Annotated in this window: 25 protein-coding genes; 14 read left to right on the top strand and 11 right to left on the bottom strand. The window is 60.3% G+C overall.

Going from position 1 to position 21217, the window contains the following annotated elements; genetic code table 11:
* Positions 1 to 12: 12 nt before the first annotated feature.
* Positions 13 to 441: a VOC family protein gene (locus ACN0SO_RS18660; protein WP_417680233.1), complete on the bottom strand. Its 429-nt coding sequence runs from the start codon at positions 439 to 441 to the stop codon at positions 13 to 15.
* Positions 442 to 737: 296 nt separating this feature from the next.
* Here ACN0SO_RS18660 and ACN0SO_RS18655 point away from each other — a divergent pair, with 296 nt between their 5' ends.
* Positions 738 to 1595, top strand: a complete 858-nt coding sequence (locus tag ACN0SO_RS18655) for a branched-chain amino acid aminotransferase (protein WP_417680232.1) — start codon at positions 738 to 740, stop codon at positions 1593 to 1595.
* Positions 1596 to 1598: 3 nt separating this feature from the next.
* Here ACN0SO_RS18655 and ACN0SO_RS18650 read toward each other — a convergent pair whose 3' ends face one another.
* The gene (locus ACN0SO_RS18650) at positions 1599 to 2957 is read right to left on the bottom strand and encodes a YbfB/YjiJ family MFS transporter (RefSeq protein WP_417680231.1); all 1359 of its coding nucleotides are present in this window, start codon (positions 2955 to 2957) and stop codon (positions 1599 to 1601) included.
* Positions 2958 to 3137: 180 nt separating this feature from the next.
* Here ACN0SO_RS18650 and ACN0SO_RS18645 point away from each other — a divergent pair, with 180 nt between their 5' ends.
* From ACN0SO_RS18645 to ACN0SO_RS18630, 4 genes are all read left to right on the top strand, one after another.
* Positions 3138 to 4001, top strand: coding sequence for a DUF6159 family protein (locus ACN0SO_RS18645; RefSeq protein ID WP_417680230.1), 864 nt, complete (start codon positions 3138 to 3140; stop codon positions 3999 to 4001).
* Positions 4002 to 4340: 339 nt separating this feature from the next.
* Positions 4341 to 4940 carry a superoxide dismutase gene (locus tag ACN0SO_RS18640; RefSeq protein ID WP_346910636.1) on the top strand — a complete coding sequence of 200 codons (600 nt, stop codon included), beginning with the start codon at positions 4341 to 4343 and terminating at the stop codon, positions 4938 to 4940.
* 211 nt (positions 4941 to 5151) lie between these two features.
* Positions 5152 to 5598 (top strand): c-type cytochrome, encoded by a 447-nt coding sequence (locus ACN0SO_RS18635; RefSeq protein WP_417680229.1) that lies wholly within the window; start codon positions 5152 to 5154, stop codon positions 5596 to 5598.
* A gap of 21 nt (positions 5599 to 5619) precedes the next feature.
* A complete protein-coding gene (locus tag ACN0SO_RS18630; protein ID WP_417680228.1) occupies positions 5620 to 6540 on the top strand; it encodes a c-type cytochrome in 921 nt (306 codons plus the stop codon).
* 57 nt (positions 6541 to 6597) lie between these two features.
* On the opposite strand, the gene ACN0SO_RS18625 is transcribed toward ACN0SO_RS18630, so the two are convergent.
* Positions 6598 to 6951, bottom strand: a complete 354-nt coding sequence (locus tag ACN0SO_RS18625) for a hypothetical protein (RefSeq protein WP_417680227.1) — start codon at positions 6949 to 6951, stop codon at positions 6598 to 6600.
* Positions 6952 to 7117: 166 nt separating this feature from the next.
* On the opposite strand from ACN0SO_RS18625, the gene ACN0SO_RS18620 reads away from it, so the two are divergent.
* Complete coding sequence (locus ACN0SO_RS18620; protein WP_417680226.1) at positions 7118 to 7783, top strand: Crp/Fnr family transcriptional regulator; 666 nt, start codon at positions 7118 to 7120, stop codon at positions 7781 to 7783.
* 121 nt (positions 7784 to 7904) lie between these two features.
* Positions 7905 to 8105 carry a DUF2892 domain-containing protein gene (locus ACN0SO_RS18615; RefSeq protein ID WP_417680225.1) on the top strand — a complete coding sequence of 67 codons (201 nt, stop codon included), beginning with the start codon at positions 7905 to 7907 and terminating at the stop codon, positions 8103 to 8105.
* Between the two features lie 196 nt (positions 8106 to 8301).
* On the opposite strand, the gene ACN0SO_RS18610 is transcribed toward ACN0SO_RS18615, so the two are convergent.
* Positions 8302 to 10386: a S9 family peptidase gene (locus ACN0SO_RS18610; protein WP_417680224.1), complete on the bottom strand. Its 2085-nt coding sequence runs from the start codon at positions 10384 to 10386 to the stop codon at positions 8302 to 8304.
* Positions 10387 to 10573: 187 nt separating this feature from the next.
* Between ACN0SO_RS18610 and ACN0SO_RS18605 the strand changes: the two genes are divergently transcribed.
* Positions 10574 to 10933: a potassium channel family protein gene (locus tag ACN0SO_RS18605; protein WP_417680223.1), complete on the top strand. Its 360-nt coding sequence runs from the start codon at positions 10574 to 10576 to the stop codon at positions 10931 to 10933.
* Positions 10934 to 11093: 160 nt separating this feature from the next.
* The gene (locus tag ACN0SO_RS18600; protein ID WP_417680222.1) at positions 11094 to 11645 is read left to right on the top strand and encodes a hypothetical protein; all 552 of its coding nucleotides are present in this window, start codon (positions 11094 to 11096) and stop codon (positions 11643 to 11645) included.
* Positions 11646 to 11654: 9 nt separating this feature from the next.
* Here ACN0SO_RS18600 and ACN0SO_RS18595 read toward each other — a convergent pair whose 3' ends face one another.
* The gene (locus ACN0SO_RS18595; protein WP_417680221.1) at positions 11655 to 12884 is read right to left on the bottom strand and encodes an MFS transporter; all 1230 of its coding nucleotides are present in this window, start codon (positions 12882 to 12884) and stop codon (positions 11655 to 11657) included.
* Between the two features lie 181 nt (positions 12885 to 13065).
* The gene (locus ACN0SO_RS18590) at positions 13066 to 13914 is read right to left on the bottom strand and encodes an SDR family oxidoreductase (RefSeq protein WP_417680220.1); all 849 of its coding nucleotides are present in this window, start codon (positions 13912 to 13914) and stop codon (positions 13066 to 13068) included.
* A gap of 112 nt (positions 13915 to 14026) precedes the next feature.
* Between ACN0SO_RS18590 and ACN0SO_RS18585 the strand changes: the two genes are divergently transcribed.
* On the top strand, positions 14027 to 14473 hold the full coding sequence (locus ACN0SO_RS18585; RefSeq protein WP_417680219.1) for a winged helix-turn-helix transcriptional regulator: 447 nt from the start codon (positions 14027 to 14029) through the stop codon (positions 14471 to 14473).
* 9 nt (positions 14474 to 14482) lie between these two features.
* On the opposite strand, the gene ACN0SO_RS18580 is transcribed toward ACN0SO_RS18585, so the two are convergent.
* From ACN0SO_RS18580 to ACN0SO_RS18570, 3 genes are read right to left on the bottom strand one after another with little or no spacing between them, the layout of a single operon-like run.
* The gene (locus tag ACN0SO_RS18580) at positions 14483 to 15862 is read right to left on the bottom strand and encodes a sensor histidine kinase (RefSeq protein WP_417680218.1); all 1380 of its coding nucleotides are present in this window, start codon (positions 15860 to 15862) and stop codon (positions 14483 to 14485) included.
* Complete coding sequence (locus tag ACN0SO_RS18575; protein WP_417680217.1) at positions 15859 to 16542, bottom strand: response regulator transcription factor; 684 nt, start codon at positions 16540 to 16542, stop codon at positions 15859 to 15861. The genes ACN0SO_RS18580 and ACN0SO_RS18575 overlap by 4 nt, the downstream gene beginning before the upstream one ends.
* Positions 16542 to 16868, bottom strand: a complete 327-nt coding sequence (locus tag ACN0SO_RS18570; protein WP_417680216.1) for a PepSY domain-containing protein — start codon at positions 16866 to 16868, stop codon at positions 16542 to 16544. Before ACN0SO_RS18570 ends, ACN0SO_RS18575 begins: the two co-directional genes overlap by 1 nt.
* Before the next feature lie 131 nt (positions 16869 to 16999).
* On the opposite strand from ACN0SO_RS18570, the gene ACN0SO_RS18565 reads away from it, so the two are divergent.
* Together ACN0SO_RS18565 and ACN0SO_RS18560 are read left to right on the top strand one after the other, a co-directional pair.
* Positions 17000 to 17284: a PepSY domain-containing protein gene (locus ACN0SO_RS18565; RefSeq protein ID WP_417680215.1), complete on the top strand. Its 285-nt coding sequence runs from the start codon at positions 17000 to 17002 to the stop codon at positions 17282 to 17284.
* Entirely contained in the window at positions 17284 to 17865 is a 582-nt protein-coding gene (locus ACN0SO_RS18560) for a cytochrome b/b6 domain-containing protein (RefSeq protein ID WP_417680214.1), read from the top strand. The genes ACN0SO_RS18565 and ACN0SO_RS18560 overlap by 1 nt, the downstream gene beginning before the upstream one ends.
* 62 nt (positions 17866 to 17927) lie before the next feature.
* Here the strand turns inward: ACN0SO_RS18560 and msrB are convergent, their stop codons facing one another.
* A complete protein-coding gene (msrB, locus tag ACN0SO_RS18555) occupies positions 17928 to 18368 on the bottom strand; it encodes a peptide-methionine (R)-S-oxide reductase MsrB (protein WP_417680213.1) in 441 nt (146 codons plus the stop codon).
* Between the two features lie 121 nt (positions 18369 to 18489).
* Positions 18490 to 19488 carry a GGDEF domain-containing protein gene (locus tag ACN0SO_RS18550; RefSeq protein WP_417680212.1) on the bottom strand — a complete coding sequence of 333 codons (999 nt, stop codon included), beginning with the start codon at positions 19486 to 19488 and terminating at the stop codon, positions 18490 to 18492.
* Between the two features lie 568 nt (positions 19489 to 20056).
* Between ACN0SO_RS18550 and ACN0SO_RS18545 the strand changes: the two genes are divergently transcribed.
* Positions 20057 to 20248, top strand: a complete 192-nt coding sequence (locus tag ACN0SO_RS18545) for a hypothetical protein (RefSeq protein ID WP_417680211.1) — start codon at positions 20057 to 20059, stop codon at positions 20246 to 20248.
* Positions 20249 to 20652: 404 nt separating this feature from the next.
* Positions 20653 to 21069, top strand: a complete 417-nt coding sequence (locus tag ACN0SO_RS18540) for a MucR family transcriptional regulator (RefSeq protein ID WP_417680210.1) — start codon at positions 20653 to 20655, stop codon at positions 21067 to 21069.
* Positions 21070 to 21217 lie beyond the last annotated feature (148 nt).

Below are 21217 nucleotides of genomic sequence, written 5' to 3'. Positions count from 1 at the left end.
TCGCAATCGGAACTATTTGACCGGAATAGCGATGTTTCCGTGGCTATCGATCGGCCAGAACGGATTGTAGGCGATCTCAAGGAGATGGCCGCCGGGAATCGCGACATAGGAGGAATAACCGCCCCAGAAAACCTTGGCCGGACGCTTGACCGGTTCGGCTCCGGCATCGACCGCCTGCTGAAACACCTTGTCCACATCCGCCTCGCTGCGGCCGTTCCAGGCGATGGTCATGGCGCCGAGCGTTTCTGCCGGCAGGGCGCGGCCGATCTCTTTTTCCAGGGCTTTGCGGGCATAAAGCGCCAGGATGCTGCCGCCGGTCTGATAGAAGGCGATGTCGCCTTCTCCCTCCGCCCGGATCCAGCCGAGGCCGTTCTCGAAGAACGCGGCGACGGCACCGACATCTTCTACGGCGAGGGTAATGAGGCTGATGCGTTGATCCATTTTCGGTTCTCCCCATGAGTGATCGTGCAGGAACATATCATGAACATATGCGAGTTGCCATCCGGGATCACAATAACCGGAACCGATCCGCGTTCGGGTTTCCGGCGGCAGGGCTTCGAACGCGATCGTGGGAAAAATCTTTCCGGATGAGGGGTTCTGTGAAAGAAATTCTTCCCGATCAGGCTGATCCGGAAAAGGATCCGGGCAATCTTGTCGCACTCCTGAGAAGGTGTTGACTGAGGCACATGAAAGTCGTTTTTTGCCGTACGTCTAAAGTATGTGATGAGGAAACGACCATGAGCGGCTGGAGCGAAACCTGGACCTGGATCGATGGGACCTGGCATGAAGGCAATCCACCGATGATGGGCCCGCGCACCCATGCGGCCTGGCTCGGCTCCAGCGTCTTCGACGGGGCCCGATCCTTCGAAGGCACCACGCCCGACCTCGATCTCCATTGCCAGCGGGTCAACGATTCGGCCCTGGCGTTGGCCCTGAAGCCGACCATGCAGGTCGGAGAAATGATGGAACTCGCCCTGGAAGGGGCAAAGAAGTTTTCTCCCGACAAGCAGCTCTATATCAAACCCATGTATTGGGCGGAGGGCGACGGCGCCGGTGTCATTGCCGCCGATCCGGAGAGCACCCGTTTCTGCATGTGCCTGTTCGACGCGCCCATGGCGGGCAAGGAAGCGGCCAATTCCATTACCCTGTCCCACTTCCGCCGCCCGACGATCGAAACCATGCCGGTCAATGCCAAGGCCGGTTGTCTATATCCGAACAACGCCCGCGCCATGGCGGAAGCAAAGGGGAGGGGTTTCGACAACGCGGTCGTCCTCGACATGCTCGGGAACGTGGCCGAGCTCACCTCGGCCAATATCTTCATGGCCAAGGATGGGGTGGTGCATACGCCGGTGCCGAACGGTACGTTCCTGGCCGGGATTACGCGCTTCCGGGTGATCAAGCTCCTGCGTGATGCCGGATATACGGTGCACGAGCGAACGCTGCGCTATGAAGAGTTTCTGGATGCCGACGAGATCTTTTCCACCGGCAATTACAACAAGGTCGTCCCTGTCAACCGCATCGAGACCCGCGATATCCAACCCGGCCCGATCGCGGCAAAGGCGCGCGCGCTCTATTGGGACTTCGCGCACGCCTGACGGTCAGTCCTTCAGGTACCCGTTCTCCCGCAGCTGCCGGATGGCGTCTATCTTGCCGCCCTGTGCCCGAAGCGTTTCGATGGCATCGACGAGGTCTGTTTTGCCTTCCGACAGGAGCTGGGCCCGGAGGCTTTCCCAGTCGGCAACAACCGGTCTGGGACTTTCCTTGGGGACCGAATTGGTGCGTGCGAGAACCAGCAGGGCCGCGATCACCAGGGCGATCGCCGCGGCAAAGGATGCAGCCTGAAAGTCGCCGGTCAGTTCGTGAAGCAGACCGGCGAACCAGGGGCCGACCACCTGGCCGAGGCCGAAACTGGCGGTCATGATCCCCAGCGCCTGCCGCGGATCACCGGTCGTCAGGCGGCGGGCCTCGAGCAGGCCGAGAGCGGAGATTGCCACGAAGGTGCCGCCAACCAGGGCGGCTGACACGATGATCAGGATCGGGGTGTTTGCTATGACGCTCAGTCCGACCCCGATTGCTTCGGCCATGCAGGCGGCCGCGAAGGTTCTGCTCGGCCCGTAGGCTCCGGACAAGCGATTCCAGACATAGATCGAAGGCGCTGCCGACAGGCCGACGGCAAGCCAGACGACCGCCTCGGCGTCGTTCAGTTCCGGTGTCTGCCGGGTGATGACAGAGATGAAGGTGGTCGTGATCACATAACCGAAGCCGAACAGACCGTAGGCGATGACAAGCCGCAGGAGTTCGCCCGAATATCGGCCGCTCTTGGGGTAGGAACGGGGTCTGTGTGCCCCCGGCGCATCTGGTTCTCCGGGCGGGCGTGGCACCAGGCGGGTGATGACGATCAGAAGGACGAGCGTTGTCAGACCGCTTGCGAACCACAGCTCCTGCCAGGAAAACCCGTTTCCGCCGAGCAGGGCGACCATAATGGCGGAGAGCGCGATCCCGGAGCCGACGCCGGCAAAATGCAACGCCGAAAGGCCGGCACGACCGTTCATGGCAAGCTGTTCCAGAACCAGGGCCGATGCGAATACCAGAACGAAGGCGCTTGCGACACCGCCGAAAAATCGCAGGAGCAGGAAGATGGCGAGGTTATCGGTCAGACCCATCGCGATCGTAGTGGCCGCACTTGCCAGAAGCGCGGACAGGAACCAGGTTCGCGGGCTGCCGGGAAGTCTGCCGAGGGAACCGGCCAGCGCCCCGACCAGATAGCCGAGAAAATTCGAAGAGGCGATCAGTCCGGCATTGGCTGCCGATAACGGGATGCCTTCTGCCATGAACGGCAGGATCGGCGTGTAGACGAACCGTCCGATGCCCATGGCGGCGGCAAGCGCAAACGCGCCGCCGAGGGCAAGGCGAAGGGATGCCGTCTTGGCGGAAACGGGACGCGGCGAAGCGGACAACGGATGTACCTGAAAAAGTCGCAGAGAATCGTACCCTAGAACTGCGGCTGAGGTTGCTGCAAGAGCTTGGCAGGATCGGCGTCGGATCGATTCAGATAAAAACAACGAAGCTTTGCTCAAATAACGCCCGGTTTTTGGGCGCTGGCGTTTTCGCCGGCAGATAAGGGCGGTTCAGCGGTCATGAATTTTCTGGCGAAGTTCGAAAGGTCCATGGCGCTGGGAGCAGCCTGTTTCCGCGTCCTCATGATGGACAAGGAAATGCTGGTCTTTCCGCTCCTGAGCCTGCTTGCGCTCGGCGTGCTTTTTGCCGCCGGGATTGGTCCGCTAGCGGCGAGCGGCCAGCTGGAAGTCTTCCGGCAGATGCTTGAGGAAAATCCGGATGTCACCCAGGAACCCTGGTTTCTTGCCGCATTGTTCGGGGTCTACTTCGTCTGCTATTTCGTGGTGATCTTTTTCAATGCCGCCCTCGTCACCTGCGCGATGATCCGGTTTGCCGGCGGCGATCCCACGGTCATGGACGGCCTGCGGTCGTCCGTCCGCACCCTGCCGAATATCCTCGCCTGGTCGCTGTTCGCCGCCAGTATCGGCTTTATTCTGAGTATGATCGAAGACCGATCGAAGGGACTTGCCCGTTTCGTCATGGGGCTGATCGGAACCGGCTGGAAAGTCGCGACCTATTTCGCGGTCCCTGTTCTTGTCGTCGAACGCGTCGGGCCCATTGAAGCAGTCTCCCGGTCGATCGGCATCCTGCGGAAAACTTGGGGTGAGGCGCTGATCTCCCATTTCGGACTTTCCGCGCTTTATCTTATTCCGGTCGCAGGCGGCTTCCTGTTCGCCTTCGCGGGCGGTACCCAGTTCGACGTGCGTCCGCTGTTCGCTTCGGTCCTCTGGGTGATGGCCGTTGTGTTCGTTTTTCTGTCGACGCTCGTGATCTCGACGCTCGGATCGATCCTGAAGGCAGCGCTCTACGTCTATGCGGTCGAAGGAACCTTGCCCTCCGGGACGTTCGACAACCGCCTGATCTCGGATGCCTTCAAGGACTGAGCGGCTGCCAGTGTTCGGTTCCGCGACGTTGCCTCGCCCCGTCCTTCGGTTGGCGTTGACGCGACGGAGTTGCCTCACGGGTGGACCGGGAGCAGGATTGAAAAAAACAATAAAAATATTTTTTTATTTGGTGTTTGGGCGTTGCCGGGAGCGGTGAAGGCTCCTATGTTGCCCCTCGAAGCAGGCCGTATTTTTACCGACGGCCTGCTGAAAGCATCCGGCGTTCATTCGAACGCGGACAGGATGGTCTAAAAGTACAAGACCGATCGGCTTTTTGTTTTCATGTGCCCCCCACATGAAGAAGGCCGGTCGGGACGCTGCCCCACAGGAGGACATGCCATGTCATTTGAACTTCCCGATCTCCCTTACGCCTATGATGCCCTCAGCCCGTACATGTCGGCTGAAACGCTCGAGTATCACCACGACAAGCACCATCAGGCCTATGTGACCAACGGCAACAACCTGCTGAAGGACAGCGGCCTGGAAGGCAAGTCTCTGGAAGACGTCGTCAAGGAAAGCTTCGGCAAGAACCCGGGCCTGTTCAACAATGCTGCCCAGCACTACAACCACATCCATTTCTGGAAGTGGATGAAGAAGGACGGTGGCGGCACCTCCCTGCCGGGCGTGCTGGCTTCCAAGATCGACAGCGATCTGGGCGGCTACGACAAGTTCCGCGCCGATTTCCTGGCTGCCGGCGCCACCCAGTTCGGGTCCGGTTGGGCCTGGCTTGCGCTCAAGGGCGGCAAGCTGGAAATCATGAAGACCCCGAACGGCGAAAACCCGCTGGTTCACGGTGCCACGCCGCTGCTCGGCTGCGATGTCTGGGAACATTCCTACTACATCGACTACCGCAACGCGCGGCCGAAGTATCTGGAAGCCTTCGTCGACAACATGATCAACTGGGACTACGTCCTCGAACTCTACGAAGCCGCTTCCTGATCTGAAACGGACGTTCCGTATTGTAAACCCCGGTCCGGGCTTGATGCCCGGCCCGGGGTTTATTTTTGGCGGTTTGTTTCCGTTCCGTTGACAGTGCGTCAATTGGTTCCACCCAACCTCACAGGGTCGTGATTTCAAATCACCGAACAGATAGTCCTCATTGGGTCCGTACCCTAGGGTGGGATCGAAAGCGTTTGAAGAGGAGAGGACCATGCGTAAGCTTGTACTTGGTGTCGCGGCTTTGTGCCTGAGTGGAATGACGGCGATGGCGGCCGATGATCCGATTGCCGTGCGTAAACATATCATGGCTTCCGTCGGCGCCGCAGCCGGTCTGAGCGGCAGCATGATGAAGGGGGAGGTTGCCTATTCCCCTGCCGCGGGCAAGTCTGCGATCGCGACCATGGCGGCGGCTGCGTCTTCCTTCGGGTCGTTTTTCCCGGAAGGCTCGGACAAAGGCGATACCACCGCAGCGCCGAAAATCTGGGAGGATGCCGCCGGTTTCCAGACAGCCCTGGACAAATTCGCAGCCGACGCGGGCGCTGCCGTGGCAGCCTCCGGCAAGGACGGCCCGGCGGACCTTGAGGCCTTCAAGGCGGCAATGGGGCCGGTCATGGGGAATTGCAAGTCCTGCCATGAAGCCTATCGTGTGAAGAAATAGGACTTCATAAAAAGGCATGTCATGATCAGAAAGCTTGTCGCTGCAATCGTCGTTCTGGGAATTGCCGCCGCAGCGGCAGGCTGGTTTCTGTCTGCGCCCGAACATCTGCCTGAATCAGTTGTCGCAAGTCTGCCCGCCGGCGATGCGGGGCGGGGCGAATTGATATTCTGGGCCGGCGGCTGTGCATCGTGCCATGCGCCTGCCGGCGCAAAGGGAGAGGCGAAGCTCGGCCTCAGTGGCGGACAGCGCCTGGAAACGCCGTTCGGCATCTTCGTCGCGCCGAATATCTCCAGCGATCCCCGCGACGGCATCGGTGCATGGACGCTGGCCGAATTTGCCGATGCCATGCTGAAGGGCACGTCGCCGCAGGGTGAGAACTTCTATCCGGCCTTCCCCTACACGTCCTATGCCCGCATGACGCCGCAGGACGTTTCCGATCTCTTCGCCTTCATGCAATCCCTGCCGCCGGTCAGCGGAAAAGCGGCCGGTCACGAACTCGGCTTTCCCTTCAATATCCGCAGGGGCGTGGGTCTGTGGAAACGGCTCTATCTCGACAGCGCCCCGGTCATTGCGGAAGACCAGCTGCACGGAAACACGGACCTGAGCGTCCTTAACCGCGGCCGTTATCTGGTGGAAGGACCGGGACATTGCGGGGAGTGCCACACGCCTCGTAATGCAATCGGCGGCTTGGAGAAGAACCTCTGGCTGGCGGGAGCCCCGGCCGCTGCGGGCGAGGGAAAGGTGCCGAACATCACGTCGGGCGAAGGCGGTATTTCCAGCTGGAGCGCTTCGGATATCGCCTACTATCTGGAGTCGGGTTTCACGCCCGATTACGACAGTGTCGGCGGGGAAATGGTCTCCGTCCAGGAGAACATGGCAAAACTGCCCGCCAGCGATCGGGAAGCGATTGCGGCCTATCTGAAGGCCGTGCCCGCCCACTGACCCCGGTTTTTGACCGTGGGGTCGCCTCTTGCGAGGGACCCCGTGGTCACCCCGTCATCAACGGCGGGGGTACGGATCGCAGCCGGCGTAGGTGGTGAAGTCGAAATAGCCCTGCATGTAGGTTATGAAGGTCTGGCATTCCTGCTGTGTCTGGAAGCAGCCCGCGCGTGAACGGACGATGACGTGTTCGAAGTCGTTGATCCGCCCGCTGACAATGCCCTTCCAGCCGGCCTTGCCTGAAGCCTGGAAGGCCCGGCAGTCGTATTTGGTTCCGTAAGTCTCCGGTACCTTGGTCGGGTCGTAGGTCGGTGCGAACAGCAGGTTTTCGAGAAAACCGGCCTGGGCGATCGGAGCCGACGCGGTAAAGGACATGAACGCGCCTGCCAGGATTGCAGCCATGCGTTTTTTCATCGGGTAGCTCCTTGTAGTATGACCGGGCACAGGATTCCGCCGATCCTCGTAGCATATCGTTCGGACGGCCCATTTGATATATGCCTTGTCCCACGGAAGTCTATGCGATTGCACGTAAATGAGGTCTTATCTGAGGCCGGAAAAGATAAGGGGCGGGGTTTTTGGAATGATCGATGCAGCGGTTCTCGACCGTCTTGGCCTGTCGGACCTGCCGGAAGGCGAAAGACGGCTTGTGGCCGGGGCTCTGCGGATCGTCGATCTGCCGCCGGGTACGACGGTTTTTTCGCCCGGCTCGCTTTGCGCGGGCTGGATCATGGTCGAAGAGGGCTCTGTGCGGGTCGTCATGACCTCCGACACCGGCCGGGAAATTCTGCTATACCGGGTCGGCGCCGGAGAAAGCTGCGCGTTGACCACCGCCTGCCTGTTCGGTGAGGACCCTTACGCGGCAACCGGTATGACGGAAGTGGCGACACGGGCCGTTCTGATACCGGCCGCGACCGTGTTCCGCCTGATCGAGATGTCCGACGCCTTCCGCAAGATGGTGTTTAAGGGGTTCGGCCATCGCATCACCGATATCCTGCACACGATGGAAGATGCGGTCTTTCATCCTCTGGACGCACGTCTCGCGGCACTCCTGCTGGATCGGGCAGGACCGGATGGAACCGTGACCGCGACCCAGGCGGAACTGGCTGCGGAACTCGGCTCCGTGCGTGAGGTCGTCACACGGAAACTGGGGAAATTGTCCGATGCGGGCATCCTGGAACGCCAGCGCGGTACCATTCGGGTGATGAAGCCGGAGGGGTTGCGGCAGATCCGGATGAGCGACCAGTGACACCTAAAGGGTTCCTGAGTGACTAAGTCACAGACCCGCGGACCGCTTTCGGCTAGGAATGCAATATCACGAGTTGTTCGAGCCGATCCGGAGCCGGTTCGGCGTAATAGAGAGGGTCATCATGATGAAAAATATGGGTTCTGTGGACCGCATCCTGCGTCTCATCGTCGGGGTCGCACTGGTGCTCTTCGCTCTGTTCGGTCCCGCCGAAATCACCTGGAAGTGGGTTGCCTGGATCGGCGTGGTTCCGATAGTCACCGCGCTGATCGGTTGGTGTCCGGCTTACACGGTGCTCGGCATCAAGACCTGCAAGTCCGCCTGATAACCAAGTCCATCTGAGAACGGACGGCCCGTAAGGTCGGCGGAAAGAGGCAAAAGCCTTTCGTCGGATCTTGAGTGGCCCCATCCCACGGGCCAATCGGCCCGTGGCAACTGTCTGTCCTCTTGCTCGGACAGATGCTGGAGTCAGCGCCAAGACCCACCCGTACGGCGCTGGCTCTTTTTCTACGACGCTGACGTCAGGCCTTTCCGGCGACCATCAGCGCGAAGGCCTGAACGAGGGCGACTTCCTTCAGGCTGTCGAAACGGCCCGATGCGCCGCCGTGGCCGGCTTCCATGTTGGTCTTTAGCATCAGCAGGCTGTCGCCGGTCTTTTTGGCGCGCAGTTTTGCGACCCATTTCGCCGGCTCCCAGTAAGTAACACGCGGATCGGTCAGCCCGCCGACGGCGAAGATCGCCGGGTAGTCCTTTGCCTCCACATTGTCGTAAGGCGAATAGGAGGCGATGTATCTGTAAGCCGCTTCATCGGTGATCGGATTGCCCCATTCGGGCCATTCCGGCGGGGTCAGCGGCAATGTGTCGTCGAGCATCGTGGAGAGCACGTCGACGAAGGGCACCTCCGCAATGATGCCGGCGAATTTTTCCGGCGCCATATTGGCGACAGCCCCCATCAGCTGACCGCCGGCGGATCCTCCCTGCGCGATGATCCGGTCGTGTGCGGTGAATTTCTCCGCGACCAGATGATCGGCCGCGGAGATGAAGTCGGTGAAGGTGTTCTTCTTGTTTTCCCGCCGGCCGGCCTTGTACCAGGCGAAACCCTTGTCCTTGCCGCCGCGGACGTGGGCAATGGCATAGACGAAGCCCCGGTCCACAAGCGACAGGGCGCTCGTGCTGAAACTTGCGGGCATGGACATGCCGTAAGCGCCGTAGCCGTAAAGCAGGCAGGGCGCGGAGCCGTCGAGCGGCGTGTCCTTGTGGTAGAGCACGGACACCGGCACGGTCTCGCCGTCGACCGCAGGCGCATGCAACCGGCGTGTGACATAGTTATCCGGATCATGCCCGGAAGGCACCTCCTGTTCCTTGCGCAAGACCCGCTCGCGGGTTTCGACATTGTAGTCGTAGACCCGCGACGGCGTGGTCATGGAGGAATAGGAAAAGCGGATCATGGTCGTGTCGAATTCATAGCCGCCGCTTAGGCCCAGCGAGTAGGCTTCCTCGTCGAAGGCGATCCTGTGCTCGATGTTGTCCGCCAGCCGGTGGATGACGATCCGCGGCAGGCCGTCCTCGCGTTCCAGCCGGACCATGAAGGTCTTGTAGACGTCATGGGACAGGATCAGCCGGCCCGGCTTGTGGGGTACGAGATCGGTCCAGAACTCCCGCCCCGGCGTTGCCTTGGGCGCGGTGACGATCTTGAAGTCTTCCGCGTCGTCGACGTTGGTCAGGATGTAGTAATACTCGCCGTTATCCTCGACGGAATATTCGACCCCCGTGTCGCGCGCCGCGATCAGATGCGGCGGATCCAGCGGACGATGGGCGGAAATCGTCCGGACCTCGGAGGTCTCGTGATCGTGGATATGAACCAGGATCGTGTCGCCCGACTGCGTCTTGCCGACACTCATGAAAAAGCCCGGATCCTGTTCCTCATAGACGAGAACGTCGGTCTCCGGATCTGCGCCGACCTCATGGCGGAACAGCTTTGAGGGGCGATGGTTCTGGTCCTGGCGGACATAGAACAGATACCTGCCGTCCGCGGAGAAGACCCCGCCGCCGAACGTATCCTTGAGATCGTAGCCGGCATCCTTGCCCGTCGTCAGGTCACGCAGGCGCAGGGTGTAGAATTCCGAGCCCTTGTCGTCGAAGGACCAGGCGAGCATTCCGTGGTCGACGGAATGACTGGCGCCGGCGATCCTGAAATAGGCTTTGCCTTCCGCCTCCTTGTCGCCGTCGAGCAACACCGCTTCGTCCGACCCGTCGCGGCTGGTTCGCACGAACTGCGGATGCTGGCCGCCGGTGACGTATTTGATGCCATAGGCATAGGGGCCGTCGGGAGCAGGAACGGAACTGTCGTCTTCCTTGATCCGCCCGCGCATCTCCGCATAAAGCGTCTCCTGCAGCGCCTCCGTCGGCGCCATCACGGCTTTCTGATACGCGTTTTCCGCCTCCAGATAAGCACGAATGTCGGAATCGAGAACCGACGGGTCGCGCATGACCTCCTGCCAGTTGTCGTCCCGCAGCCAGGCATAGTCGTCCTGACGTTTGATTCCGTGGGTTTCAAGGGTGAGGGGACGCGCATCGGCGCGCGGGGGAGCAGGCTGTTTTGTCATGGATCGGAGGTAGGGGTTTCCTGTGGCGAAGGCAAGAGGAAGGATTTAATCGATGCAACCCGGGACATGAAAAACCCTCCGGGTACCGAAACCGGCTGGTGAATCAGCTATGGTGTTGTCCAGTATTTCATCCGGCCGGGAGGTTTTCGCCCAGATCGACGAAGAGAAGGCCGGCAAGGAGAACCGAATGCGTGTCTTTCTGCCCAGGCTTCGCCGCCTGCTGAAATGGATCCGGAACGAGTGGTACAAGACGCCGCTTCGCTACGCCTTTGGGATCCTGATTCTCGTTCTGATCGGCGGGGCCTTGTTCTATTCCAGGGTTGAAGGCTGGAACTTTCTCGACAGCCTCTATTTCTCGGTAATCACGCTGGCGACCGTCGGTTACGGCGACTTCTCCCCCCAGACCGACGCGGGCAAGATCTTCACCATGGCCTATGTTTTCGTCGGAATCGGGCTTTTCGTTGGCGTGGCGACGGCGATCGCACAACGTTATGACCAGCCGCATCACAAGCCGCGCAAGAATGACGGGAACGACAAAGAGACTTAAGTCCTATGCCACAGCCGTCCTGTCGCTTTATTCCGTGGGATACAAGGGTGACGGGACGCGCATCAGCGCGCGGGGGAGCAGATCATAAAATCTGAGTGCACGCTTTTAAGAATTATTTAGGATTGCATCATAGAAAAAAACAACTTTACAGGGAGTCTTGATGCTTAAATATCCTATCGATTATTTCATGATCGTCGTTGTTGGATTTGCGATTGGCTTTGGGACGATGTTTGTGGTCCGTCCCCTGACGCCAAGCACAGAAATCCCGACTTTTAGTGAATTGCAGGAGAAGATTGCCGCAGGTGAGATCGACCCGGAACCGGAGCCTGCGCAAAGGGGAAGTGTGAGAGCCACCTACACATGGCTTGAGGACACTTCCCAATTCTACGACGAAATCGAGTATCTCATGGAAGCAAATTGTTCTGACCATGCCATGAGGGAATACGGCCGTTTTTTGAGCAGTCTGGACACGGGTGGTTTCGACCCGGAAACAGGCCGTTTGATCGGAGCAGGTGGTCATCCAATCAACTATTTCACCATGAGGAAACTGGTGAATGGGCTACTGCCGCTGCAGCCTCTGGCTTACATGAAGGATGAGTTCGTGCCGGATAATTTCAAGCCGGTGATGCAGAACGTCAGCCGCAAGAAGGACTGGACGACCTGCAAATTCAATATGCCAATGGCCGCCTTGAGGAGCCTCCCGATGAAATAGTTGGTGGGATCAGGCCACGGCCGTTCTTGCCCGTCCCTTGAACAGGATAAAGGTCATGATCGAGATGTTCATGACGTTCCAGGCGATGCCGTTCAGGAAGGCCGCCTGATACGATCCGGTGAGATCGTAGATCCAGCCGGACATCCAGCCGCCGAGCGCCATGCCGAGAATGGTTGCCATGATCACCAGCCCGACCCGCTGGCCGGCTTCGCGGGCCGGCAGGTACTCGCGCACGATGATCGCGTAGGACGGCACGATGCCGCCCTGGGACAGGCCGAAGATCAGGGACACCAGGTAGAGCGACGCGAGCCCGTCGAACGGCAGGAACAGGAACAGGGCAAGGCACTGGGCCACGGAGCTGATCAGAAGGGTTTTAACGCCGCCGATGGCATCGGCCAGGAACCCGGACAAAAGCCGGCTGACAACGCCGCCGCCGACCATGATCGCCAGCATGTCGGCTCCGCGCGCGACCCCGTAGCCGAGGTCGACGCAGTAGGAGACGATATGCACCTGCGGCATGGACATGGCGACGCAGCAGCCGAGCCCGGCACAGATCAGCAGAATCTGGAGCGCACGCGGCGACAGGCCGGTGGAGAGGGTGCCGAATTTTCCCGAGGCAGGCATATCCGACGACTTCGCACTTTCCGGCGCGGGCCGGCGCAGCATGAGCGCCAGCGGGAGCATGCCGACGATGCAGATCGCGGCAATCATGAAATAGGTCGTGCGCCAGTCGTTTGAGCCAAGCGACCATTTGATGAAGGAAGGCCAGAGCGCGCCGGCGAGATAATTGCCGCAGGCCGCCGCAGCGACCGCAATGCCCCGGCGCTTGTTGAACCAGTGGGACAGGTCGGCGATCAATGGCCCGAAGGTCGCGCCCGTCCCGGCGCCGATCAGAACGCCTTGCGCCAGGGAAAATGTCCAGATCCCGGAGGAAAGGCCGGCGAGAGCGAACCCGGCGCTCAGGGCCGCGGCGGAGCCGATCACAGGCCAGAAGATCCCCCACCGGTCGACCAGGCGGCCGACGAAGACATTGCCGGCGGCAAAGCCGAGCATGGTGAATGTGTAGGATATGGACGCATCGGCCCGGTCGACGCCGAAATCGGCCTGAACCGCCGGCAGGACGACCACCACGGCCCAGATGCCCGATCCGCCGAGAGTGGACAACAGGATCGAGATCGCCAGACGGAACCAGGCATAGGCGCCGTCCGGGGCGTAAGGGTCTGCGTGTGCGGATGTCATGAGCGGCTCTTGATGAATGGGTCCTGACCCTAGACATATTTGCCTATCAGGTGCCGTTCTCCCGCACTAATAAAAAACTTTGATACATTCCGCTTTCGGTGGGAATGGATGATTTTTCGTGTGCTGTGTCGCCTATCCCCGGCAGGAGAAGGGCTCCCGCCGGGGCATCAGGGCAGGCGGATCAGCCGACTTGAGCGCGCACGAAATCCTTCAAGGTTTCGCTCGGTCGCCCGATCAGATCCTGAAGGTCCGGACTGTCGCTGTAGAGGGCGCCACCCGCCGCGGCCGTGTCCGAATCGGCCAGGATATCCGCGAAGGCCTGCGGCAGGCCTGCCTGGACCAGAATGCCCGCATAGATGTCTGCCGGCAGGTTGTTGAACGGGATTTCGCGTCCGGTCTGCGCCGAAATTTCGCTTGCCAGGTCGGCCAGCGTAAAGGCGCTGCTACCCGCCAGTTCGTAGGTGCGGGTCGAGGTGTCGTCGCCCGCAAGAACAGCCGCCGCTGCCGCCGCATAGTCGTTCCGGCCGGCCGCTGCGATTTTACCGTCTCCGGCACTGCCGACCACCGCACCGTGCTCCAGCGCGGCGGCGACCGTTCCGGCGTAGTTTTCCAGATACCAGCCATTGCGCAGCAGGACGTACGGTATACCGGAGGCTTTCAGCGCCGCTTCGGTCTCCCGGTGTTCCTTTGCAAGGATCATCGGCGAGGTATCGGCATTCAGGATGCTCGTATAGGCGATGACGGAGACGCCGGCAGTCTTCGCGGCGTCGATCACGGCCTTGTGCTGGCGGGTCCGCTGGCCGATTTCGCTGCCGGAAATGAGCAGCAACTTCTCGACCCCTGCCAGCGCAGGGGCAAGGGTTTCCGGCCTGTCATAGTCGGCTTCCACGACGGAAACCGTCGGGCTGGCAAGATCCTGAGCCTTCTCCGGGCTGCGGACGAGGGCGCGGATACCGGCTGCGCCGGCCTTGTTCAGATGGTCTATCACGAGCCGGCCGAGCTGGCCGTTGGCGCCTGTCAGGGCAATCATGGACGGGATCTCCTTGGTTCGAAAAATGTCCGATGGCCCAGATATGGCTTGAAAACTTACTTTTCGTAAGTACATACAAAAATGTAAGTTTGAAAAAAATCTGGAGACCGACATGACCGGCGACCCGGCAAACACGCCACGGGATGAGGAAAACGGCGGAATTCCGTTATCGGAACGTCTCCACCAGCGCGGCGCTGTTTTCAGCGACAAATGCCCGTCACGGGAAATTCTGAAGCACCTGACCAGCCGTTGGGGCGTGCTGGTGCTGATGGCCCTCCTGGGAGGCCCGCACCGGTTTTCGGCGCTGCGCAGGAAGATTGCAGGCGTCAGCGAGCGCATGCTGGCCCAGACCCTGCAGGTTCTGGAGGCTGACGGCTTTGTCGACCGGCGCGCCTATCCGGTTGTCCCGCCCCATGTGGAGTACACGCTGACCCCGATCGGCCGGGAAGCGGGCGAAAAAGTACGGGACTTTGCCGATTGGATCGAGGTCAACATCGGCCGGATTCTGGAAGCCCGGACGGAACGTGAAGACAACGGTTCGGCAGAGGCCGCCGAATAGCGTCACCGATTAGGGGCTCCTGTCGTCGTCCATTTTGTTGCCGATGGCATGGAAACCAAGTTCGACCGCAAGACCCGGTTTTTGCGGGCGGAGCCGGAAAGTGCCGCCCCAGGCGTCTGCGATCTCCTGAACGATGGCCAGCCCCAGGCCCGCACCGCTGGCCGACTGGTCCAGCCGACCGCCGCGTTCCAGCATTTTTTCGATCTGGTCTTCCGGAACCCCCGGACCGTCGTCCTCGATGCGGATCGTGATGCTGTTGCCGTCGGAAACGGTCCGGACGGACACCCGTGACCGGGCGTGCCGGGCGGCATTCTCCAGAAGGTTGCCCAGGGCTTCTGCCAGATCGTCCGGGTCGATCACCACATTTGCCTGCTCGTCCACATCAAGAGCCCAGTCGAGCGCGGCGCCTGCCGGTGTTCTGGACACGACGGAGATTACCCGGCCGACCGTCGCGCTGATGTTCGACACGGCCTGACCGGTACCGGTTGCCAGCCGTGCGCGCGCCAGTTCACGCTCCACGTGGCGCTGCATGGTATGGGCCACGTTTTCGACATCCTCCGCTATGTCGTTCAGGCCGGCCAGGCGGAGGCGCTCCACGTCGCCGAGAAGGACCTGCAGCGGCGTTTTCAGCCCGTGCGCGAGGTCGCCCGCCCGGGCCCGGGCCTTTTCGATCCGGGTCTGGCGGTCCGTCAGCAACGTGTCGAGTTCGAGCGCCATCGGCTCGATTTCCTGAGGGAAGCCGGCGGTGCCGAAACGGGCATCCGGGTCCTGCCGAATAGCTATGAGCCTCTGGCGGATACGGTGCAGCGGCCTGAGGCCGATGGTAACCTGAATATAGGCCGCGCCAATCAGGAACAGTGCAAGCAGGATCAGGTAGGGCAGCATGTCGAAGGCAAAGTCCCGGGTGGCGGAACGGACATCACCGAGCGAAATGGCGGCGGCGACCCGCACAGTCTGGCCCCCGACGCGCGGAGAAAGCCTTACGCTGCGCTCCAGGGTCAGGAGATCTCCGGAAACAGGGCCGGGAATGACATGCCGGTGCAACGCGCCGTGGGCCAGCTCATCGTCCGGCAATTGCAGCACGTTGTCCCACAGCGACCGGGAGCGCAGCACCGTGTCGTCGAAGGATACCTGCCAGTAGAGGCCGGAAAGCGGCACCTCGAACCTGGGGTCGCTCGGCGTGCGTGTGAGTTCAAGCGCGCCCGTTTCCTTGTTCTGCGCAAGTCCCGAAACAATCTGGTCGAGAAAGACGCCGAGTTCGGTGTCCACACGCCGCTCGACGTGGCGGTAGAACAGGACGGTCAGGCCCGTGGCCGAAAGCGCAAGCGCCAGCAGGATGGAGATGGCTCCCGCCAGCAGCAGCCGGAGGCGCAGGGAGCCTCGCGTCATGGTGCGCTTTCTCCTGCCGCCTCGTCTCCCGCGATTGTATAGCCGAACCCGCGCCTTGTTTCGATGGCGCCCGATCCGAGTTTCTTGCGCAGCCGCGCCATGACCGCTTCCAGGGCGTTCGGGTCGCGCGCGTCGTCGTCGCCGTAAAGATGTTCCAGCAATTCCGTGGGCGGAATGATCCGTTCCTTGTGGTGCATGAGGTAAGTGACGAGCCGATATTCGAGCGGCGTCAGCGCAATGGGCACGCCGTTGCGGGCCAGCCGCATCTGCTTCACGTCGAGGCTGAGAGGCCCGGCTTCTATAACCGGCGTGCTGATGCCGGCCGAGCGCCGGATCAGCGCGCGGGCCCGTGCCAGCAGTTCCTCCATGCGGAAAGGCTTGGGCAGATAATCGTCCGCACCTGCATCGATGCCTTCGACCCGCTCCGACCAGGCGCCGCGCGCGGTCAGCACCAGCACGGGCATATGCCGTCCTTCGGCCCGCCAGCGCTTCAGCACGGTCAGCCCGTCGAGCCCCGGCAGGCCCAGGTCCAGGATGATCAGGTCGTAGGTTTCCGTGTCACCCAGGAACCAGGCTTCTTCACCGTCAGAGACGGTTTCAACGACGTAACCGGCCAGTTCCATGGTGGTGACGATATCGTTCAGGATCCGGGGTTCGTCCTCAACAACCAGAATGCGCATCAGTCGGCCATGCCTTCCACGATCTGTGCGGTCCGGGCATCGACATAAACTTCCTGTATCTGTCCATCCGGCGTCACGGTCTTGATTTCGTAGAAATAGCGCCCGTCTTCCTGCTCGAACTCGATGCCGACGATCCGTCCGCCGAGTCTGGGGCGGATCTGTTCCAGGATCTGCGCCAGCGGCAAGGCCTTGTGCTGCTCCAGTGCCGCCCGGGCCAGGTCGTGGTCGTCATCGTCGTCTGCACGCACGGAGGATGGAAGCTCGGCGACGCCGAGGGCGCAGGCCGTCAGGAGGCTAAGCAGGAGCAGGCGAAATCGGGTTTTCATGGGGCTTATTTATATAGAAATGAAACTGACAAATCCCTGACAATCGATGGAACCGGGCTGTCAGTGGCTATCGGGCATTGTCTCTTCATCGGACGGCGGATCGCCGTTCCGCCCGTGAATGGAGTGACAATATGAAAAAGACCCTGACCGCCCTGTCCCTGGTTGCTGCCCTGTCCGGTTTTGCCGGTGCCGCGCTCGCTTCCGACGGTCATGCCAAGATCGACGCTCCGCGCGATCAGTGGATGTCCGTTGACCAGATCACCCAGAAGCTGACCGGCGAAGGTTACAAGGTGCGCCGCGTCAAGGTGGAAGACGGCGCCTATGAAGTCTATGCGCTGGACGCCAATGGCAAGCGGATCGAGGCCATCGTCCATCCGGTGACCGGCCAGATCCTGGGCAACGAACAGGACGACTGATGTCGGCGCCGGACACATATGCCCGGGCCGGCGGCACCGAGCCGCCGGCCGCCGGGCAAAAGGCCGCGGGCGTCCGGGTCTGGGACCCACTGGTCCGGATCTTCCACTGGTCGCTGGTCGTCCTGTTCGCGGTCGCGTGGCTCACCGGAGACGAGGTCCAGAAAGTCCATGAACCGGCCGGATACGCGATCGCGGGTCTGCTGACGTTCAGGATCCTCTGGGGGCTCGTCGGCACCAGACACGCCCGCTTTACCGATTTCGTCCATCGGCCCTCGACCGTGATTGCCTATCTGCGTGACGCGTTGAAATTTCGCGCCAAGAGGTATCTCGGCCACAATCCGGCCGGGGGCGCGATGGTTCTGACGCTGATTGCCGTCATCGGCGGCACGGCCCTGACCGGCTACATGATGACCACCGACGCCTATTGGGGTGTCGAATGGGTCGAAGAACTTCACGAGCTTTTGGCCAACCTGGCGATCGCCCTGGTCGGCCTGCATGTTCTGGGCGTTGTTTTCGCAAGCATCGAGCATGGCGAAAACCTTGTCCGGGCAATGGTGACGGGAATTAAAGACCCCCAATAGACCGTCACCGCGGACCGGAGGGCAGCTTGCTGTCCTCCGGTTTGCGTTCAGGAGGCCGTGACCTATTTCGGGTCGTGCGTAAAGCTCATGGCATGGCCGTTCAGGCAATAGCGCAGGCCAGTCGGCGGGGGCCCGTCAGGGAAGACGTGACCCAGATGGGCATCGCATTTCGAGCAGCGGATTTCGGTGCGGACCATGCCGTGGGTGCGGTCCTCGATTTCCGTGATCGCCTCCGGCGAAACCGCCTCGAAAAAACTGGGCCAGCCGCATCCGGCGTCGAATTTCGTGTCGGACTTGAACAACGGCTGTCCGCAGCAGATGCAATCGTATTGTCCGTGCTCGAAACTGTTCCAGTAGGGTCCGGTGAACGGCCGCTCCGTTCCGCTCTGGCGCGTGACGTAAAACTGCTCGAGCGTCAGTTGATCGCGCCATTCGTCCTGACTCTTGACGACCTTGCCCGAATTTTCCGCGATCCCCTTGTTTGCTGTATCTGTATCGCCCATGGACATACACTCCCGCTGGCTTTGTCCCGCTGACTTTATCTTGTCCGGACATAAGCCGGGAATGCCAGCTCGGCAAGGGATGGCAGGTCACGACTGGGAGAGGAGGGCGGTTGGCGATGGTTTAAACCGGCTGAGACTTCGTTATTCCGGTTTCTTTCTTCTCCAGCAACAGCATGGAGAATTCCACCCGGTTGCGGCCGGCATTTTTCGCCCTGTAAAGAGCCCGGTCCGCCATGCCGATCAGGGCGTGATGGGTTTCCGGCCGTGTCGGGTCGAGACACAGCGAGGTAGCGGCACCGACTGAGGCAGTAACCACTGCGCCATGGTCCTGGTTCATGACATGCGGTATGCGAAGATCCTCGATTGCCTTGCGGATGTGTTCGGCAATCGATCGGGCGCCTTCGGCGCGGGTTCGCGGCAGGATAATGGCGAGTTCTTCGCCGCCGTAACGCGCGGTCAGGTCAGCCGGGCGGTGGGGCGTCGTTGCGACGACCCTGGCGACCTCCCGCAGACATTCGTCACCGGCCTGATGTCCGTAATAATCGTTCAGAAGCTTGAAATGATCGAGGTCCGCGATCAGCAGGCTCAGGTGGGTCTTCTCGCGCCGGGCGATTGCCCATTCCTGCTCAAGTTTTTCGTCGAACACGCGACGGTTGGCGAGCCCGGTCAGTCCGTCGGTGTGCGCCAGCCGCTCGAGTTCGGCTTCAAGCTGCTTGCGGATTGAAATGTCACGCAGGGAGACAACAAGCCCGTTCGGCCGGCCATTGCCATCGTAGAGCCGTCGTCCGGCTCCTTCGACCCACACCAGGGCGCCTGACTTCGTTCTTACGCGAAAGGAGGATCGGCTTTCCTCGCGATCGCCGGAAATCAGTTGCTGGCTCCTTTCGAGAAGCCACGAGCGGTCTTCTCCGTAAATGAGATCCCAGTGGTGCCCGAACAATTCCTCCTGGCTCCAGCCGAGAAGATCGGTTGCCGAGGGCGAAATATAGAGCAATTCATCGTTCTGCCCGATCTGAAGGACGATGTCCGAGCTGCACTCGGCCAAGGCGCGGAAGTCGATTTCCGGGCATTCCCTTTCGTCAACTGGCTGGTCTTTCTGCGCACGACTGGGGGCAGGCATTGGCGATCTCGGCAATAAGGAACATTAAAAAAGAATAATATGTAAATAAAAACAAATAGTAACCTAACTAGAAATGGTGATTGTATTGATTTTGTATTTAATATTGAGTGAATATAAGTATTTATTACAATGAGAAAGCTTGAATATGAGGTTCACCTAAAGGAAAAATCGCATGGGCCTGATCTCAGATGGGGGGGCGGTGGGGCGTGCCGCGAAGCCGAGGTGTTTGCAGCATGTCGGCGTTCTGGCCGGGCGAATACTTGCGCTGGGAACAATTTTCCAACACTTGCGTGTCGCATAGGATGCACCTAAAAGGCCATCGTTTCCAAGGAATGTATCGAATCATCGAAACTCCTGGATATATCCGTGATTTCCATATCCGGGAGACCGGAAATGAGGCGAGTTCTTGTGGATGTTTCCAAAAGGCCGGGTCTCGGCTTTGTCTCGGACGTCTCTGACACCGGTGGCTTCGGGTGATCGGTTCTTCTGGAACCGGACTGTGTTTCCGGCATGTGGGGGTCAGTTCCGGATCGACAAGAAGGAACCCGATCCGAAAAGGAAGTGCTTGATGAGGTTTTTGTCAGCTTCGGCGGACCCGGTGAACTCAGCGCTGTTAGCGACGGCTCCGGAAGGCACTGGCGATGGCACCGCCGTGACGGTTGTCGGGCTGACCAATTATCCTCTCGCGTGGTTGGTCATCGTCGCGCTGGATATTGCTTGCGTCTTTGTCGTGTGGGGCGAGCAGCACAATCTGGCCTGAGCAATAGCGGTACGGTATCCAACGCGTCCCGGCGGTTTCCGAACTGCTGGCCCTTCCCGTTTCGAAGATGCGGGAGCGTGTTAGGCTGCATTGGCTTTTTTGCGGCAGCGTTCGCTGCTTAGATGATTTTTTTACTGGAAGTTCTATTAAAATGACCGAGGACTAGGATCCCGCCATTATTTTCTCATAATTTTGTTTAATTGGAAAAATACTGTAATTCTCGTTTTTTGGGGGTTGTCCGTCACCAATACCGCGTATATAAAAACGCAACCGTTGCCAGCGAAGTAGAATCATTTTTGATTTTGCGGCACGCAAGTATCTATCTATTTACGATACTGTATGCGTTAAGCAGCTTGCGTGGCTTCAAGAGAGATATTTCCAATTCGGATGAAAATGGGTGAGATATGACTGATAGTCCAGTAGATGCGAACCTTATTGACCTTACGGCCGATATTGTCTCCGCGTATGTAAGCAACAACACGGTTGCTTCGACGGACCTGCCGAACTTGATCAATGAGGTTTATGGTGCGTTGCAGCGGACTTCAACCGCCGCTCAGGAGCCTGAGCCCGAGCCGTTGAAGCCTGCCGTGCCTGTCAAGAAGTCGGTTATGCCCGACTACATTATCTGCCTGGAAGACGGCAAGAAGTTCAAGTCGCTGAAGCGCCACCTGCGCACCCATTACGATATGACCCCGGAAGAATACCGGGAGAAGTGGGATCTGGGGCCGGACTACCCGATGGTTGCACCGAACTACGCAGCCGCCCGCTCCGAGCTCGCCAAGAAGATGGGCCTGGGCCAGCAGCGCAAGCGCGCCAAGTAAAAGCGTCAGACCGGAAGGCGCGCCTTCCGGAGGGTGCCTATGCAAAATGACAAAAGCTGCCTGCTTGCCGGGCAGCTTTTTTCTTGGCTGCGCCGGAGGTTGGAGCAAGCCGCCTTTCGAGCGGGCTGTCCTTCCCCGTTTGTGGTGA

Source organism: Roseibium sp., assembly GCF_048260565.1.
Lineage (GTDB): Bacteria > Pseudomonadota > Alphaproteobacteria > Rhizobiales > Stappiaceae > Roseibium.
The sequence above is the reverse complement of the archived record's forward strand: the minus strand, read 5'-3'. Positions and strand labels throughout refer to the sequence as shown.